This is a genomic window from Achromobacter sp. Root170 (assembly GCF_001428165.1).
GTDB classification, from domain to species: Bacteria; Pseudomonadota; Gammaproteobacteria; order Burkholderiales; family Burkholderiaceae_B; genus Achromobacter; species Achromobacter mucicolens.
In genome coordinates this window covers 189196-202832 of the sequence record NZ_LMHN01000017.1, presented here as the reverse complement: position 1 = coordinate 202832, position 13637 = coordinate 189196, and the positions used below count along the sequence as shown (strand labels likewise).

Below are 13637 nucleotides of genomic sequence, written 5' to 3'. Positions count from 1 at the left end.
CAACACCCGAACAGGAGCTCTCATGTCCGACGTCACCATCTACCACAACCCCAAGTGCGGCACCTCGCGCAACACGCTGGGCCTGATCCGCAACGCAGGCATCGAGCCGCAGGTCGTGCTGTACCTGGAAACGCCGCCTTCCCGCGACACGCTCAAGGCGCTGTTCAAGCAGGCTGGCATCGGCGTGCGCGATGCCCTGCGCGAAAAGGGCACGCCGTATGCGGAACTGGGTCTGGACGACACGTCGCTGTCGGATGACGCGCTGCTCGATGCGATCGAACAGCATCCCATTCTTTTGAACCGTCCGTTTGTGTCGACGCCGCTGGGCGCGAAGCTCTGCCGGCCTTGCGAAGGGGTGCTGGACATTCTTCCGTCCCCGCAGCAAGGCGCGTTTGCCAAGGAAAGCGGCGAGCCCGTCATCGACGCGCAAGGCAATCGCATCCAGAAGTAAAAACGGCCGCATCGAAGCGCTTTGCAAGGGAACTGACGGGTACGGTCATTACCATCGCGGCAACCGAATTATTACGCCGCGATGACGTGTCATGGATTTCCTGGAAAGCTTCAACCAGTCCCTTTTTCTTTTGATCAATGCCGATCCCGCCACGCCCGCGTGGCGGATCCACGCCGCCATGCTGGTGGCAAACCAGCTCATTCTGCTGGTGCCGGGCGTCATGGCCGCCGTGTGGCTGTGGGGCAGACAAGCCCAGCGCAGCCTGATGCTCAAGGCGCTGGCCAGCGTCGCCGTAGCCCTGGGACTCAGCTACCTGTGCGGCGCGCTATGGCCGCACCCGCGTCCCTTCGTGATCGGCCTGGGCCACGTCTTTTTCGCGCACAAGCCCACCTCGTCGTTCCCCAGCAATCACACGATCATCATCGCCGCCTTTGCCTTCGCGCTGATCCTGGACAGGCGCTGGGCGGGATGGGGCTGGCTGGCGTTGGCGGGCGCCTTGCTGGTGGGGACGTCGCGCGTGTATCTGGGCGTGCATTTCCCGCTGGATATCGTGGGCGGATTGCTGCTGGCGCCCTTGGCGGCGGCCATCACGGTGCCGGTGTGGCAACGCGCGGGCGAACCGCTGACGGGCGTGGCGCAGGCGGTGTACCGCAAGGTGCTGGCCCTGCCGATTGCGCGCGGATGGATCCGGGCGTAACGGGGGCCGCGACAGCCGTCGCGGCCACCCTGCCGCTCAATTGATCGCGACCTTGGCTTCCTTGACCAGCTTCGCGTAATTGGTGGTGTCGGCGCCGATGCGCGCCTTCATCTCGGCGGGCGTGTCGCCGATCGGCACCGCGCCGATCTCGGCCATGCGCCGCGTGAAGTCCGGCGAATGGATGATCTTCACCATCTCGGCATTGAGCCGGTCCACCACGTCCTTGGGCGCCGCCGCGGGCGCCAGCACGCCGAACCACGTGCCCATGTTGAACGGCTTCAGGCCCGCCTCTTCCATTGTCGGCACGTCCGGCAGCGCGGCCGAACGCTGGTTGGTGGTCACGGCCAGCGCGCGCAGCTTGCCGCTCTGGATGTGCGCAAGCACCGGGGTGATGGTGTCGAACGACATGTCGATCTGGCCGCCCAGCAGGTCGGTCGTCAGCGGCCCGCTGCCCTTGTATGGCACATGCAACAGCTGCACGTTGCCCGCGCGCTCGAATTGCGCGCCGATCAGGTGCTGGCCCGTGCCCATGCCGTTGGACCCGTAGGTCAGCTTGCCGGGCGAGGCCTGCGCCAGCTTCAGCAACGAAGCCACGTCCTTGGCCGGCAGTTTGGGATTGACGACCAGCACATTCGGCACGAGCGCCACGGTGGTGACCGGCGCGAAGTCCTTCTGGAAGTCGTAGTTCAGGTTCTTGTACACGCTGGTGGCGATGGTGTGATGCACCGCGCCCATCAGCAGCGTGTAGCCGTCCGGCGCGGCCTTGGCCACGTAGTCGGCGCCCAGCGTCGACCCCGCCCCCGGCTTGTTCTCCACCACCACCGGCTGACCCAGGCTTTTGGCCAGCTCCTGCCCCAGCGCGCGCGCCAGCACATCCGTCGTGCCGCCGGCCGGAAACGGCACGACGAGGTTCACCGGGCGCGTCGGATAGGACTGCGCCTGCGCGCCGCCCGCGAATGAAACGCCGATCAGGCAGGCGAACGCCAAGGCGCGCGCCGTCATCGCTTTCTTTTGCATGATTTGTCTCCTGACTACGAATGAGCTTCGCTTGTTGTTGTGTTGGCCGCCGCAGGCGTCGGATCTGATGTCCTCGTACCTGCACCCGGAATCCCGCTACGCCGCCTTGGCCTGCGCCGATTCGGACAGCTTTTTGCATACTGCGTTGGTCACCTGCTCGGTCGTCGCGCGGCCGCCCAGGTCGCCGGTGTGCAGCGCGGGATCGGCGGTGACGCTTTCAATGGCCTGCATCAGCCGTGCAGCCGCTTCGGTTTCGCCCAGGTGCTCCAGCAGCATCACCACCGACCAGAATGTTCCGACCGGATTGGCCAGGCCCTTGCCCATGATGTCGAAGGCCGAGCCGTGGATGGGTTCGAACATCGACGGATAGCGGCGTTCGGGATCGATGTTGCCGGTGGGCGCGATGCCCAGGCTGCCGGCCAGCGCCGCCGCCAGGTCGCTCAGGATGTCGGCGTGCAGGTTGGTGGCAACGATGGTGTCCAGCGACGCGGGGCGGTTGACCATGCGCGCGGTGGCGGCATCGACCAGTTCCTTGTCCCATGTCACGTCCGGAAACTCGCGGCTGACCTGCACGGCGATCTCGTCCCACATCACCATGGCATGGCGCTGCGCGTTGGACTTGGTGACGACGGTCAACAGCTTGCGCGGCCGCGACTGCGCCAGCTTGAACGCAAAGCGCAGGATGCGCTCGACGCCAGCGCGCGTCATGATCGATACGTCGGTCGCGGCCTCGATGGGATGGCCCTGATGCACGCGGCCGCCCACGCCGGAGTATTCGCCTTCAGAGTTCTCGCGCACGATCACCCAGTTCAGCTGTTCAGGCGTGCAGCGCTTGAGCGGCGCGTCGATGCCCGGCAGGATGCGCGTGGGACGCACGTTCGCGTACTGATCAAAGCCCTGGCAGATCTTCAGGCGCAGGCCCCACAGCGTGATGTGATCGGCGATGTCGGGGTCGCCCGCCGAACCGAACAGGATCGCGTCCTTGTCGCGCAGCGCGTCCAGCCCGTCGGCCGGCATCATGACGCCATGCTTGCGGTAATAGTCCCCGCCCCAGTCGAAATCCTGGAACTCGAAACGCAGCCCGCCCTGGGCCGCCAGTTCCTGCATGACGCGCTGCCCGGCGGGAATCACTTCCTTGCCGATGCCGTCGCCGGGGATGGTTGCAATGCGATAGGTCTTCATGGTGCCAGCGCTCCGTGCGGGGTGAATGCTGCTGGCACTTTACCGAGCGCGGCGCGTGGCGCACGCGCCCAGATTCACAACATTTTCAACCTGAAGTTGAAAGTGCCCGCACGGCCGCGGCCGACGGCTGCGCGCTGCGCCAGCCCGCCTCGTGCGCCAGCAGCCAGCGCTTGCGGGCCAGGCCGCCGCCGTACCCGGTCAGCGCGGCGTTGGCGCCGATCACGCGGTGGCATGGAATCACGATGCCCACCGGATTGGCGCCATTGGCCAGCCCGACCGCGCGCACCGCCGTGGGCCGCGCGATCCGCGCCGCAAGCGTGCCGTAGCTGATGGTGCAGCCGCCGTCGATGCCGCGCAGCGCGCGCCAGACCTGCTGCTGAAACGGCGTGCCGCCAAAGGCGACCGGAAGATCCGAGATGGCGTCCACATCGCCGTCGAAATACGCTTGCAGCGCGCGGCTAGCCTGCGAGGGCTGCGCGGCGCTCTGCAGTTGCACCGCGTCCCGGCCATACTGGCGCTGCAACAGCAGATGCATGCGGGATTCGTAGTCCTCCCAGTCCACGGCGCGCAGGTGGTCCTGCGCATCCGTCAGCACGAGCATCCGGCCGATGGGCGTGGACACGCGTTCGAGCAGAAAGGTGTGTACCGGCATGATGCCGCTCCGCAAAGGTGTGCAAGCCGCCAATATAGACCTGCCGCCAAACCCTGCGCTGGCGATTTTCGGACAGCTGTGTGACATTCACATCCCCGTCCGAAATCCGCTAGATCTTGTCCGCCCGGCGGCGTTAGCATCGCCTCATGAACCTGAACCACGATGCCTGCTACAGCGCCATCCAGGTGCGCGACGCCCGCTACGACGGCCGCTTCTTCACGGCCGTGAAAACCACGCGCATCTACTGCCGGCCGGTCTGTCCGGCGCGCACGCCCCTGTCCAAGAACGTCACGTTCTTCTCGACCGCCGCGGCCGCGCAAGAGGCGGGTTTCCACCCGTGCCTGCGCTGCCGTCCCGAAACGGCGCCCGAACTGGGCCCTGGCCACGAACTGCCGGCCAGCGTGACGCGCGCGCTGCAGCGCATCGAACTGGGCGCGCTGGACGAGGCCGGCGTCGATGTGCTGGCGCAGCGCCTGGGCATCGGCGAACGGCAGTTGCGCCGCCAATTCCGCCAGCATCTGGGGGCCTCGCCCGTCGCGTTCGCACAGACGCGCCGCGTGCTGCTGGCCAAGCAGCTCATCCACGAAACGCAGCTTCCCATGGCTGAGATCGCGTTCGCCGCCGGCTTCGGCAGCATCCGCCGCTTCAACGAGGTGTTCCTGGACCTGTTCGGCCGCGCGCCCGGCGAATTGCGGCGTTCAGGCAAGCCGGAAGTGCCCGCGGGACGGGACGGAGAAATCAAGCTGTTGCTGCGTTATCGCCCGCCCTACGACTGGGAAGCCATGCTGGCCTTCCTGCGGCTGCGCGCCATCCCGGGGGTGGAATCCGTGACCGGCGACACCTATGCGCGCACCATTAATCTGGACGGCGCGCAGGGCACGGTCACGGTCCGGCCGGGCGCCGGCGACGCGCTGCACGTGACGGTGCGCTTTCCCCGCCTGCAATCGCTGCCCGCGATCATTGCGCGCCTGCGCCGCGTCTTTGATCTGGCCAGCGACCCCACGGCCATTGCCGCGCAGTTTGCCGCCGATCCGGTCATGACGGGGCTGATGCAGGCGCGGCCGGGTTTGCGCGTGCCGGGCGCGTGGGACGGGTTTGAACTCGCCATGCGAGCGGTGCTGGGCCAACAGATCACGGTGGCCGCGGCCATCCGGCTGGCCGGCAAGCTGGTGGCGGCGCACGGCGCGCCGCTGACGCAACCGGACGGTGCGCTGACCCATGTGTTCCCCGAGCCCGCAACAGTGGCCGCTGCCGAGCTGGCATCGCTGGGCATGCCGCGCAGCCGCGCGGCGACGTTGTCGGCGGTGGCCGCAGCCGCCGTCGCGGATCCGCATCTCTTTGACGCCGCCGTCGATCTGGAAGACGCGGTGCGGCGGCTGCGCACGATACGCGGCGTGGGGGAATGGACGGCGCAGTACATCGCGCTCCGGCAACTGCGCGAACCGGATGCGTTTCCGCATGCGGACATCGGCCTGATCCGCGCACTGGAAAAGCTGGAATCCCGGCCCTACACCCCCGCACAGCTGCTGGCGCGGTCCGAGGCCTGGCGGCCGTGGCGCGCCTATGCGGCGCAGCACCTTTGGACGGCCTGACCCCGGCACGGGCGGCCGGTCTTCACCAACGCCCCTCCGAGCCTTCGCCAAAATACGCCACCAGAAAGTCCACAAACACGCGCACCTTGGCGGACAGGTGATGCCGTTCGGGGAACACCGCGTAGATGTCCGCCTGCGGCAGCGCATAGTCTTCCAGCACCTGCACCAGCCGGCCGCTGCGCAGGTAGCGGGCCAGATCCCATTCGGCGCGTTGCAGGATACCCAGGCCCGCCAGCCCCCAGGTCAGCGTGACCTCGCCGTCGTTGCTGCTGAGATTGCCGCGCACCTTCACGGTTTCGCTGCGCCGGCCGCGGGTGAACCGCCACAGGCCATAGGCCGCCTCGTTCTGGCGCAGCACGATGCATTGATGCCGCGCCAGGTCGTGCGGCGTGGCCGGCGTGCCGTGTTTTTTCAGATAGCCGGGCGACGCGCAGACCAGGCGCCGATTGGGCGCTATCTTGCGCGCGATCAGGCTGGTGTCGGGTAGATCGCCGAAGCGCACGGCGACGTCGAAGGCCTCGCGCACGAAGTCGGCGGGCCGGTCGGTCAGCTGCAATTGCAGCGAGACCTCGGGGTATTTCTGCGCGAATTCCGCGATGGCGGGCGCGATGTAACTGCGCCCGAAACCGAGCGGCGCATTGACCTTGAGCAGCCCGCGCGGCGCGGCCTGCCGGCTGGCGATGAGCGCATCCAGATCGTCGATTTCACCCAGGATGCGGCGGGCATTTTCCAGGTAAACCTCGCCCTCGGCGGTAAGGCTCAGGCGCCGCGTGCTGCGGTTGAACAGCCGCACGCCCAGCCGCGCCTCGATCTGCGCGAGGCGCTTGCTGACCGCGGCGGGCGTGACGTCAAGCTCGCGCGCCGCGGCCGACATGCCGCCCGCGCGCGCAAGTTCCACGACAAGAAGCAGCTCGCCGGAATGGCCCATCGGCGTGGACCGGCCGCTCAGTCGCGGAAGTTCTCGAACTGCAGCGGCAGGTCGACGTCGGTCTTTTTCAGCAGCGCGATGGCGGTCTGCAGGTCATCGCGCTTCTTGCCGGAGATGCGCAGCTTGTCGCCGTTGATCTGCGATTCGACCTTGAGCTTGGCGTTCTTGATGGCAGCGATGAGCTTCTTGGCCACGGGCTGCTCGATGCCCTGCTTGATCGTGACCTTCTGGCGGGCGCCGCCCAGGTTTTCGAGCGGGTCGGCCACATCCAGGCAGCGCACGTCGATGCCGCGGGCAGACAGGCGGCCGCGCAGGATGTCCAGCATCTGCTTGAGCTGGAACGCGCTGGACGCGACCTGGGTCACGACGAAGCCTTCGAGTTCGAACTTGGCGTCCGTGCCCTTGAAATCGAAGCGCGTGGCCAGTTCGCGGTTGGCCTGGTCGACGGCGTTGGCCAGTTCGTGTTTGTCGACTTCGGAGACGACGTCAAAAGTAGGCATGACACGGGATCCTGTGAAAATTGGCGGAAAAATGCAATGCCCGCCATTTTACCGGCCTCGCGCGCGGCGTCACGCCGTCATGCCATCACCACCAGCAGGCGCTCGGGTTGCAAGGGATGCGGCATGACGTGGGCGTCGATGCCGTAGGCCAGGAACAGGTTCCGCGGGGTCAGCACCTGCGCCGGCGTGCCCGCCGCAATGGCGCGGCCGCCGCACAGCAGCAACAGGCGGTCGCACCAGCGCGCCGCCAGATTCATGTCGTGCAGGATCACCAGTACCCCTGTATCGCCGGCGTGGGCCAGGCCTGCCGCCACGCGCAGGAGATCCCCCTGGTGCTTGGGGTCCAGGCTGGCGGTGGGTTCGTCCAGCAGCAGATAGCGCGGTTCGCCCTGCCCGCGCGCCGCCTTGCACTGCACCAGCACCCGGGCGAATTGCACGCGCTGCTGCTCGCCGCCAGACAGCTCGGGGTAACGGCGCGCGCGCAGATGCGCCACGTCGGCCCAGCCCAGCGCCTGCTCCACCAGCGCGTCCACCTGGGCGGGCGATAGCTCCGGAAACGGATAGGCGCCCATCCCCACCACCTCGCGCACGGCCAGATCGAAACTGAGCCCTGGTTTTTGCGGCAGCACCGCGCGCAAGCGGGCCTGCTGGCGGTGCGCCAGCCGCCGCACGTCGGCATCGCCCAGCCGGACCCTGCCCGAATCGGGCGCCAGTTCGGACGACATTGCCCCCAGCAGCGTCGACTTGCCCGCGCCGTTGGCGCCCAGCAGGCCCACCACTTCGCCCGGCCGCACCGCCAGCGACACCTTGTCCAGGATGCGGCTGCCCCCGCGCGTCAACACCAACTCATCGGCCGCGAGCATCATCCATGCCTCCGGCCGCGCGCCAGCAGCCACAAGAAAAAGGGGCCGCCCACCAGGCTAGTCACCAGCCCGATCGGCAGTTCGGCCGGCACGACGGCCACGCGCGCCAGCCAATCAGCCAGCGTCAGCGCCAGCGCGCCGCCCAGCACGCACGCGGGCAGCAGCCAGCGGTGGTTGGCGCCCAAGGTCATGCGCACCAGATGCGGCACGACCAGGCCCACGAAGCCGATGCCGCCGGTGGCGGCGACCAGCGGGCCCACGATCAGCGCGCAGGCCAGCACCAGTTGTGCCCTGACCCGCTTGAGCGCATAACCCAGATGCTGCGCTTCACGCTCGCCCAGCAGCAACGCGTTCATCACCCGCCACTGGCGCATCAGCCACCAGGACATCGCCAGCACCCACGGCCCAAGAAAAGCCAGCAGCGTCCAGTTGGCGCCGGCCAGGCTGCCCATGGTCCAGAACGTGAGGTCGCGCAGTTGCGCATCGTTGGCCACGAACGTGAACAGGCCAATCATCGCGCCCGCCACCGCGTTGATGGCGATGCCCGCCAGCAGCAGTCCCGCCATGCCGGGCACGCGCCGGCCCAGCGTGTACGCGCAGAAGGTGGCGAGCAGACTGCCCGCAAAGGCCGCCGGCGCCAACACCCAGAAGCCGCCCGCGGTCAGCACGATGGCGGCCACCGCGCCCAGCGATCCGCCCGCCGAAATGCCGATGAGGCCGGGCTCGGCCAGCGGATTGCGAAAAAGCGCCTGCATCGCCGCGCCCGATATGGCCAGCGCCGCGCCCGCCACCATGGCAAACAGCACCCGCGGCAGCCGGATGTCGATCAGGACATTGCGCCATAGCGCATCGTCCGGCGCGGGATTGCCAAACAGCAGCGCCGGCATGTCGCGCAGCGGAATCTGCACTGCGCCGCTTGCGCTGGCGGCCAGTGCCACCCCCACCAGCACGGCGCCCAGCACAGCCAGCGCCATCAGTGCCGAGACGCGCCTTGCGCTAGCGCCCCATGACACTGGCCGCCTCCCGCTTGAGTTCGGTCAGCGCCAGCGGCAGGCGCGGGCCCATGCCCAAGAGGAGCAGGTCGTCCATGACAATGACGCGCTTGCGCGCCGCGGCGGGCGTGGAGGCCAGGCCGGGCAGCGCCAGCAGCTTATCCACACCGCCGGACGCTTCCAGCGACGTCCGCGTCACCACGATGATCTCCGGCGCCAGCGCGCTGACGGCCTCGGCCGAGAGCGGCTTGTAGCCGTGCTGGTCCTTGAGCACATTGGCCAGGCCCGCCATCGTCATGACCTCGTTGGCCGCCGTGCCGCCCCCGGCGCCTTGCAGCGTGCCCGTGCGGTTGATGACCAGGATCGCGCGGGCGCCGGTGGCCGGAATCGCCTCAACCGCCTTCAGGTCGCGCGTGATCTCGGTCACCAGCGCGTCGCCGGCCGGGGCCACGTCCAGCGCCTCCGCGATGTTGCGGATGCGGGCCTTCAGCGAGTCCACAGACGGCGCGTCCGGCACCGTGACGATGCGCACGCCGACGTCGCCCAGACGCTTGAGCGCATCGGGCGGGCCGGCCTGCTCGGACGCCAGGACCAGATCCGGCTTGAGCGCCAGCACGCCTTCCACCGGCACCGCGCGGTAATAGCCGACGCGCGGCAGCTTGGTCGCAGCCTCGGGGTACAGGCTGGACAGATCGTCCCCCACCAGCTTGCCGCCCTGCCCGAGCTGATACACGATCTCGGTCACGCTGCCGCCCAGCGTCACCACCCGCGTCGCCACCCGTTCGGGCGGCGCCGCGTGCGCGCCCGCCGCCAGTAACCAGGCCGCCACTGCCAACCATTTCTTCATCGCTTTCGTTTCCTTATGCGCTCGGGGCTCAAGCGGCCAGCGGCGCGCTGCACAGGCCGACCATCAGTTCGCGCCATTGCGGGATTTCCGGCTGGCCGGGCTTGCGTTCGCCAAAGAACTGCACGATCAGGTCGCCCGTGCTGGCATACACCTCCAGCGAGGTGACCCAACCGTCCGTCGTGGGCTTGTTGACCACCCACGCCGAGGCGATCGCGGTGGTGTCCAGGTGCAGGTTGAACTTGGGATCCAGCACGTTGAACCACGGCCCAGTGCGGCGCAGCGACTGCACCGGTCCAGAATGGATCTGGATCATGCCTCGGTTGCCCACGAAGCACATGATGCGCAGGCCCGATTCCGAGGCGGCCTGCAGCATGCGCTCGACGGCGTCGGCCGGCACCGGCTGCGCCAGGTCTTCGCCCGCAGCCGACAGCGCCGCCAGGCGCGACACCTTGAACTTGCGCAGGAGCGGGAAGAACTCGTGCGTGTCCTTCATGGCCAGCCAGGCCTCGCGCCACGCTTGCGCGTCCTCGACCTGCGCGGCGTCCGACGGCGGCGCGTAGGCTTGCGTGACGGGCCACTGCGCCTGGCCCGCAAATCGCGCAACCAGCGCGTCCCATGCGGCGGCATCCGTGCCGTCGGTGCGGTAGACCTTGTGCACCGCCACGCCCGCGCCGTCGAAGAATTGCAGGCTGCGGCGGCCGTCCTGCTCGACCGACCAGGCCGACTTCCAGGCGGTAAAGAAAACGCGCAGGTCGATGTCCAGCCCCAGCACCAGGCCTACCGGACCGTCGGCCTGGATGTCCTCATACCGGCCGTGGCGCTCGTGCACACACCAGTCGTTGCGCGTCAGCGCCATGACTTCGCCCAGCGTGCCCAGCTCGCGGAAGATCTCCTGCGGCGTGCCAATGAGCGCCGTCGCCTGCACGCCGCCACAGCCCGCGGCCACCCATTCGGCCTCGGACACGCCAAGGGCTTGCGCCAGATTGCGGGCGCGCAGCCCGGGTTGCGAGGCGGCCAGCGCCTCGTTGCGAGCGCGCAGTGCTTGCGCGCGGGTGGTGAAATCGGTAGTCGTCATCGTAGGCCCTCCGGCCAGTGCAAAACACATTGCTGAAAACCGCCGCCGGGTCCGGTCAGCGCCGAATGGCGGCGGACCGAACTCAATATTGATACGTCAGCGAGACGCGCACGCTGCGTCCCGGTTCCGTGTACCAGTCCACCGGGCGCGGAATCGCGGTGGCGCCAGCGGTCGGCACGTTGATGGCCTCCCAGTACTTCTTGTCGAACAGGTTGAAAACGCCCGCCTGCACCTGCAAGCCCTTCACCGCGGCCGGACGCCAGTAGCCCATCAGATCGACCACGCCGTAGCCCGGCGCCTTGAAGTCGGGGTTGGGCGCGTCGGCCGACGCCTCGGGGTACTCGACCTTGTTGCGCTGCATCGCCGTGGTCAGCATGGCGTCCACGCCCCACACGTCGCGGCCATACCCCAAACCCAGCACCGCCTTCAGCGGCGCCACGGAATTCAGGTACTGCCCCGTGCCCTCGTCCTTGCCCACTGCCCACGCCAGCGAACCCCACGTGCGCCAGCCCGGCGCGAACTTCCAGTGCGCGCTTGCCTCTGCGCCGTAGATGCGGACCTTGGCGCGGTTGACGTTGCCCGTCACCCCCAACGGATACTGCCCTGCCCAGCCCGCCTGCCACTGCGGCGAACTGGCGTTGAGCGGCACATCGCCATCGATGAAGTTCTGATAGCGATTATCAAAGAACGATACTGCACCGCCCAGGTCGTCGGACCCCATCTTGGCGCCCAACTCCCAGCCCTTGCTGGTCTCCGGTTTCAGGTACGGATTGCCCACGCGCAGATACGTGCCCGGGCCGCCATAGTTGGTGTAGAGCTGCGTGGCGCTGGGCGCCTTGAAGCCGTAGGCGTACTGCGCATAGAGGCTGAGCTGCTCGGCCGCCCGCCATGTGGCCAGCAGCTTGGGCGAGAAGCGGCTGCCGCTGTTGCTGGGCGGCAGCGCGCCCGCGTTGGGATTGCTTTCGTAGCCGGCCGTGGATTGCGGCCGTTGCTCGTAGTGGTCGTAGCGCAAGGCGGGGGCCAGCGTGTAGCGCCCGTCGGCAAAGCTGATCTCGTCCTGCACCCACAGCGCCCACTGGTCGCCCTTGGACTGCGGCACGTCGGCCTGGTTGGTGTGCAGCATGTCGCACGCACGCGGACCGAACGGCGCGGGTGTGCCCGGACGGATCACCGGGCAATTGTCATAGCCGCTGGAGTTCTGCTCGGTCTTGTTGCCGTACCACTCGCCGCCGAAAGACCACAGTTGCGACACCGACGCGCCCGCGATGCGCTTGGTCAATTCCGTGCTGGCGCCAAAGAGCGTCTGCTGGATCGAGTTGCTGCGGCCATACGGCCCGTTGGGAAAGCCGTAGCGGAACGGATCGCCCGGAATAATGCGAGCACGCGCGTCGACGCCGCGGATGCCGGTGAGCGAGTTGTCCAGGCGCACGCGCTGCCAGTACACGACGGCGTGGGCCGTGTCGATGAGGCCGCCCGAGTCCGGCGCCGTGTACGTGTAGTCGAACGACACCCGCTCGCGCTCGGTTTCCTTGCGCGTGCTGTTTTCGCCGATGAGGTAGCTGGTGCCGGGGCCTTGCTCCCACATGTTGTCGATGTCGGCATTGCGCTTGAAGTATTCGCCCGTCAGGCCGAACAGATGCGCGCCGTCCACCCGTTGCTGCAGCTTCATCAGGAAGCTGCGCTGGTCGTAATCTTCGGGGCTGGGCTCGCTGCGCTTGGCGCCGTAGCCGCCGACGTCGCCCCGGTTGTCCAGCTCGTGACCGTTGCGCACACCCGCCTGCACCAGCCAGAACGTGTTGCTGTGGATCTGCCGGGCCAGCGCGGCGTTGGCGCCCCAGCTGTTGTCCGCGGAGTCGAAGTCGGTCTTGGCCAGCGCGCCGAAGGTCTTGCCGCCGCTCAGCAAGTCCGCGGGGTTCAGCGTGTGCAGGTCAGCGATGCCCGAGATGGCGCCGGAGCCGCCGCCGGTCGCGTCCGCGCCGCGCACGATATCCAGGCGCGACAGGCTGTTGAAGTCCACGGCCTCCAGGCCGCCCTTCACGCCGCGCGCGCCGTCGTCCAGCCACGGCAGGCGGATGCCGTCCACGCGGGTCAGCACGCGGTCCTGGTCCAGGCCGCGGATGTTGATGCTGTTGGTCGTGCGATTGAAGTTCACGCCCGGTTCGGCGCGCCGGCCCAGGTCGGTCCAGTTCCGGATCTGCAGATCGTCCAGGCGACGACGGTCGGTGCTGGTGTCCCAGGCCGGCGTGACGACGGCGGCTTCGCCGTCGATCCGCACCGGCGCAAGCTGCGTCACGCCGCCCTGCGGCAGCGCTTGCAACACGAAGACGCCCGCGCTGCGTTCCTGCACGCCCAGTCCGCTGCCGGCCAGCAGACGCGAGAACCCCTCATGCACGGAATAGGCCCCCTGCAATCCCGCAGTGCGCCGCTGACCCACCAGCGCCGCATCGAACAGCACGGTCACGCCGGCGCTGTCCGCAAAGCGCGGCAACGCATCCGCCAGCGCCCCGGCCGGGATGCTGTAGCCGCGCATGCCGGCCTGCGCCGCCGCGGCGCCCTGCGCCTGCGCGGCGGACATCGGCAGCATCGCGGCGGATGCCGCGCACAAGGCCAGCGCCGCGTGCACGGCGGCGGTCAGACGGGTCAGCCGGCATTGCGCGCCTCGGGCTGATCGGGAGCCGCTTGCGCGGCCGGCGGGGTAGTAAGCCATGGTCGTCCTTTCGATCCAACAGGTATCGGCATCTGTGTGCCCATACAGACCATGACCCTCGTGAATTCAAAACCGGACAACAATGTGCGAAAAAATTTCGGTGCGCGGAAAATCGCGCCCGCCAACACGACCCG

Annotated in this window: 13 protein-coding genes; 3 read left to right on the top strand and 10 right to left on the bottom strand. The window is 68.2% G+C overall.

The genetic code is table 11. The features are described from left to right. The first annotated feature begins 22 nt into the window (after window positions 1–22). Together arsC and ASD87_RS21685 are read left to right on the top strand one after the other, a co-directional pair. The gene (gene arsC, locus ASD87_RS21690) at window positions 23–451 is read left to right on the top strand and encodes an arsenate reductase (glutaredoxin) (RefSeq protein WP_056326445.1); all 429 of its coding nucleotides are present in this window, start codon (window positions 23–25) and stop codon (window positions 449–451) included. Between the two features lie 91 nt (window positions 452–542). Beyond that, window positions 543–1148, top strand: coding sequence for a phosphatase PAP2 family protein (locus tag ASD87_RS21685; RefSeq protein ID WP_056326442.1), 606 nt, complete (start codon window positions 543–545; stop codon window positions 1146–1148). A 36-nt stretch (window positions 1149–1184) separates the two neighbouring features. Here the strand turns inward: ASD87_RS21685 and ASD87_RS21680 are convergent, their stop codons facing one another. The 3 genes from ASD87_RS21680 to ogt form a co-directional block, all read right to left on the bottom strand. Further along, window positions 1185–2165: a tripartite tricarboxylate transporter substrate binding protein gene (locus tag ASD87_RS21680; RefSeq protein WP_056326439.1), complete on the bottom strand. Its 981-nt coding sequence runs from the start codon at window positions 2163–2165 to the stop codon at window positions 1185–1187. 96 nt (window positions 2166–2261) lie between these two features. Continuing rightward, window positions 2262–3347: a tartrate dehydrogenase gene (locus tag ASD87_RS21675; protein ID WP_056326436.1), complete on the bottom strand. Its 1086-nt coding sequence runs from the start codon at window positions 3345–3347 to the stop codon at window positions 2262–2264. Window positions 3348–3432: 85 nt separating this feature from the next. Next, window positions 3433–3999 carry a methylated-DNA--[protein]-cysteine S-methyltransferase gene (gene ogt / locus ASD87_RS21670; protein ID WP_056326434.1) on the bottom strand — a complete coding sequence of 189 codons (567 nt, stop codon included), beginning with the start codon at window positions 3997–3999 and terminating at the stop codon, window positions 3433–3435. Between the two features lie 146 nt (window positions 4000–4145). Here ogt and ASD87_RS21665 point away from each other — a divergent pair, with 146 nt between their 5' ends. Further along, window positions 4146–5591, top strand: a complete 1446-nt coding sequence (locus tag ASD87_RS21665) for an AlkA N-terminal domain-containing protein (protein WP_056326431.1) — start codon at window positions 4146–4148, stop codon at window positions 5589–5591. A gap of 22 nt (window positions 5592–5613) precedes the next feature. Here ASD87_RS21665 and ASD87_RS21660 read toward each other — a convergent pair whose 3' ends face one another. From ASD87_RS21660 to ASD87_RS21630, 7 genes are all read right to left on the bottom strand, one after another. Next, a complete protein-coding gene (locus ASD87_RS21660) occupies window positions 5614–6519 on the bottom strand; it encodes a LysR family transcriptional regulator (RefSeq protein WP_056326428.1) in 906 nt (301 codons plus the stop codon). A 17-nt stretch (window positions 6520–6536) separates the two neighbouring features. Beyond that, on the bottom strand, window positions 6537–7019 hold the full coding sequence (locus ASD87_RS21655) for a YajQ family cyclic di-GMP-binding protein (RefSeq protein WP_056326426.1): 483 nt from the start codon (window positions 7017–7019) through the stop codon (window positions 6537–6539). A 77-nt stretch (window positions 7020–7096) separates the two neighbouring features. Then, a complete protein-coding gene (locus ASD87_RS21650; protein ID WP_056326423.1) occupies window positions 7097–7885 on the bottom strand; it encodes a heme ABC transporter ATP-binding protein in 789 nt (262 codons plus the stop codon). Beyond that, the gene (locus tag ASD87_RS21645; RefSeq protein ID WP_056326421.1) at window positions 7882–8856 is read right to left on the bottom strand and encodes an iron ABC transporter permease; all 975 of its coding nucleotides are present in this window, start codon (window positions 8854–8856) and stop codon (window positions 7882–7884) included. The genes ASD87_RS21650 and ASD87_RS21645 overlap by 4 nt, the downstream gene beginning before the upstream one ends. Window positions 8857–8878: 22 nt before the next feature. Further along, window positions 8879–9721, bottom strand: a complete 843-nt coding sequence (locus ASD87_RS21640; protein WP_056326418.1) for a hemin ABC transporter substrate-binding protein — start codon at window positions 9719–9721, stop codon at window positions 8879–8881. A gap of 28 nt (window positions 9722–9749) precedes the next feature. Beyond that, window positions 9750–10796 carry a hemin-degrading factor gene (locus ASD87_RS21635; protein ID WP_056326415.1) on the bottom strand — a complete coding sequence of 349 codons (1047 nt, stop codon included), beginning with the start codon at window positions 10794–10796 and terminating at the stop codon, window positions 9750–9752. Between the two features lie 82 nt (window positions 10797–10878). Beyond that, window positions 10879–13503 (bottom strand): TonB-dependent receptor, encoded by a 2625-nt coding sequence (locus ASD87_RS21630; protein ID WP_056326412.1) that lies wholly within the window; start codon window positions 13501–13503, stop codon window positions 10879–10881. Window positions 13504–13637 lie beyond the last annotated feature (134 nt).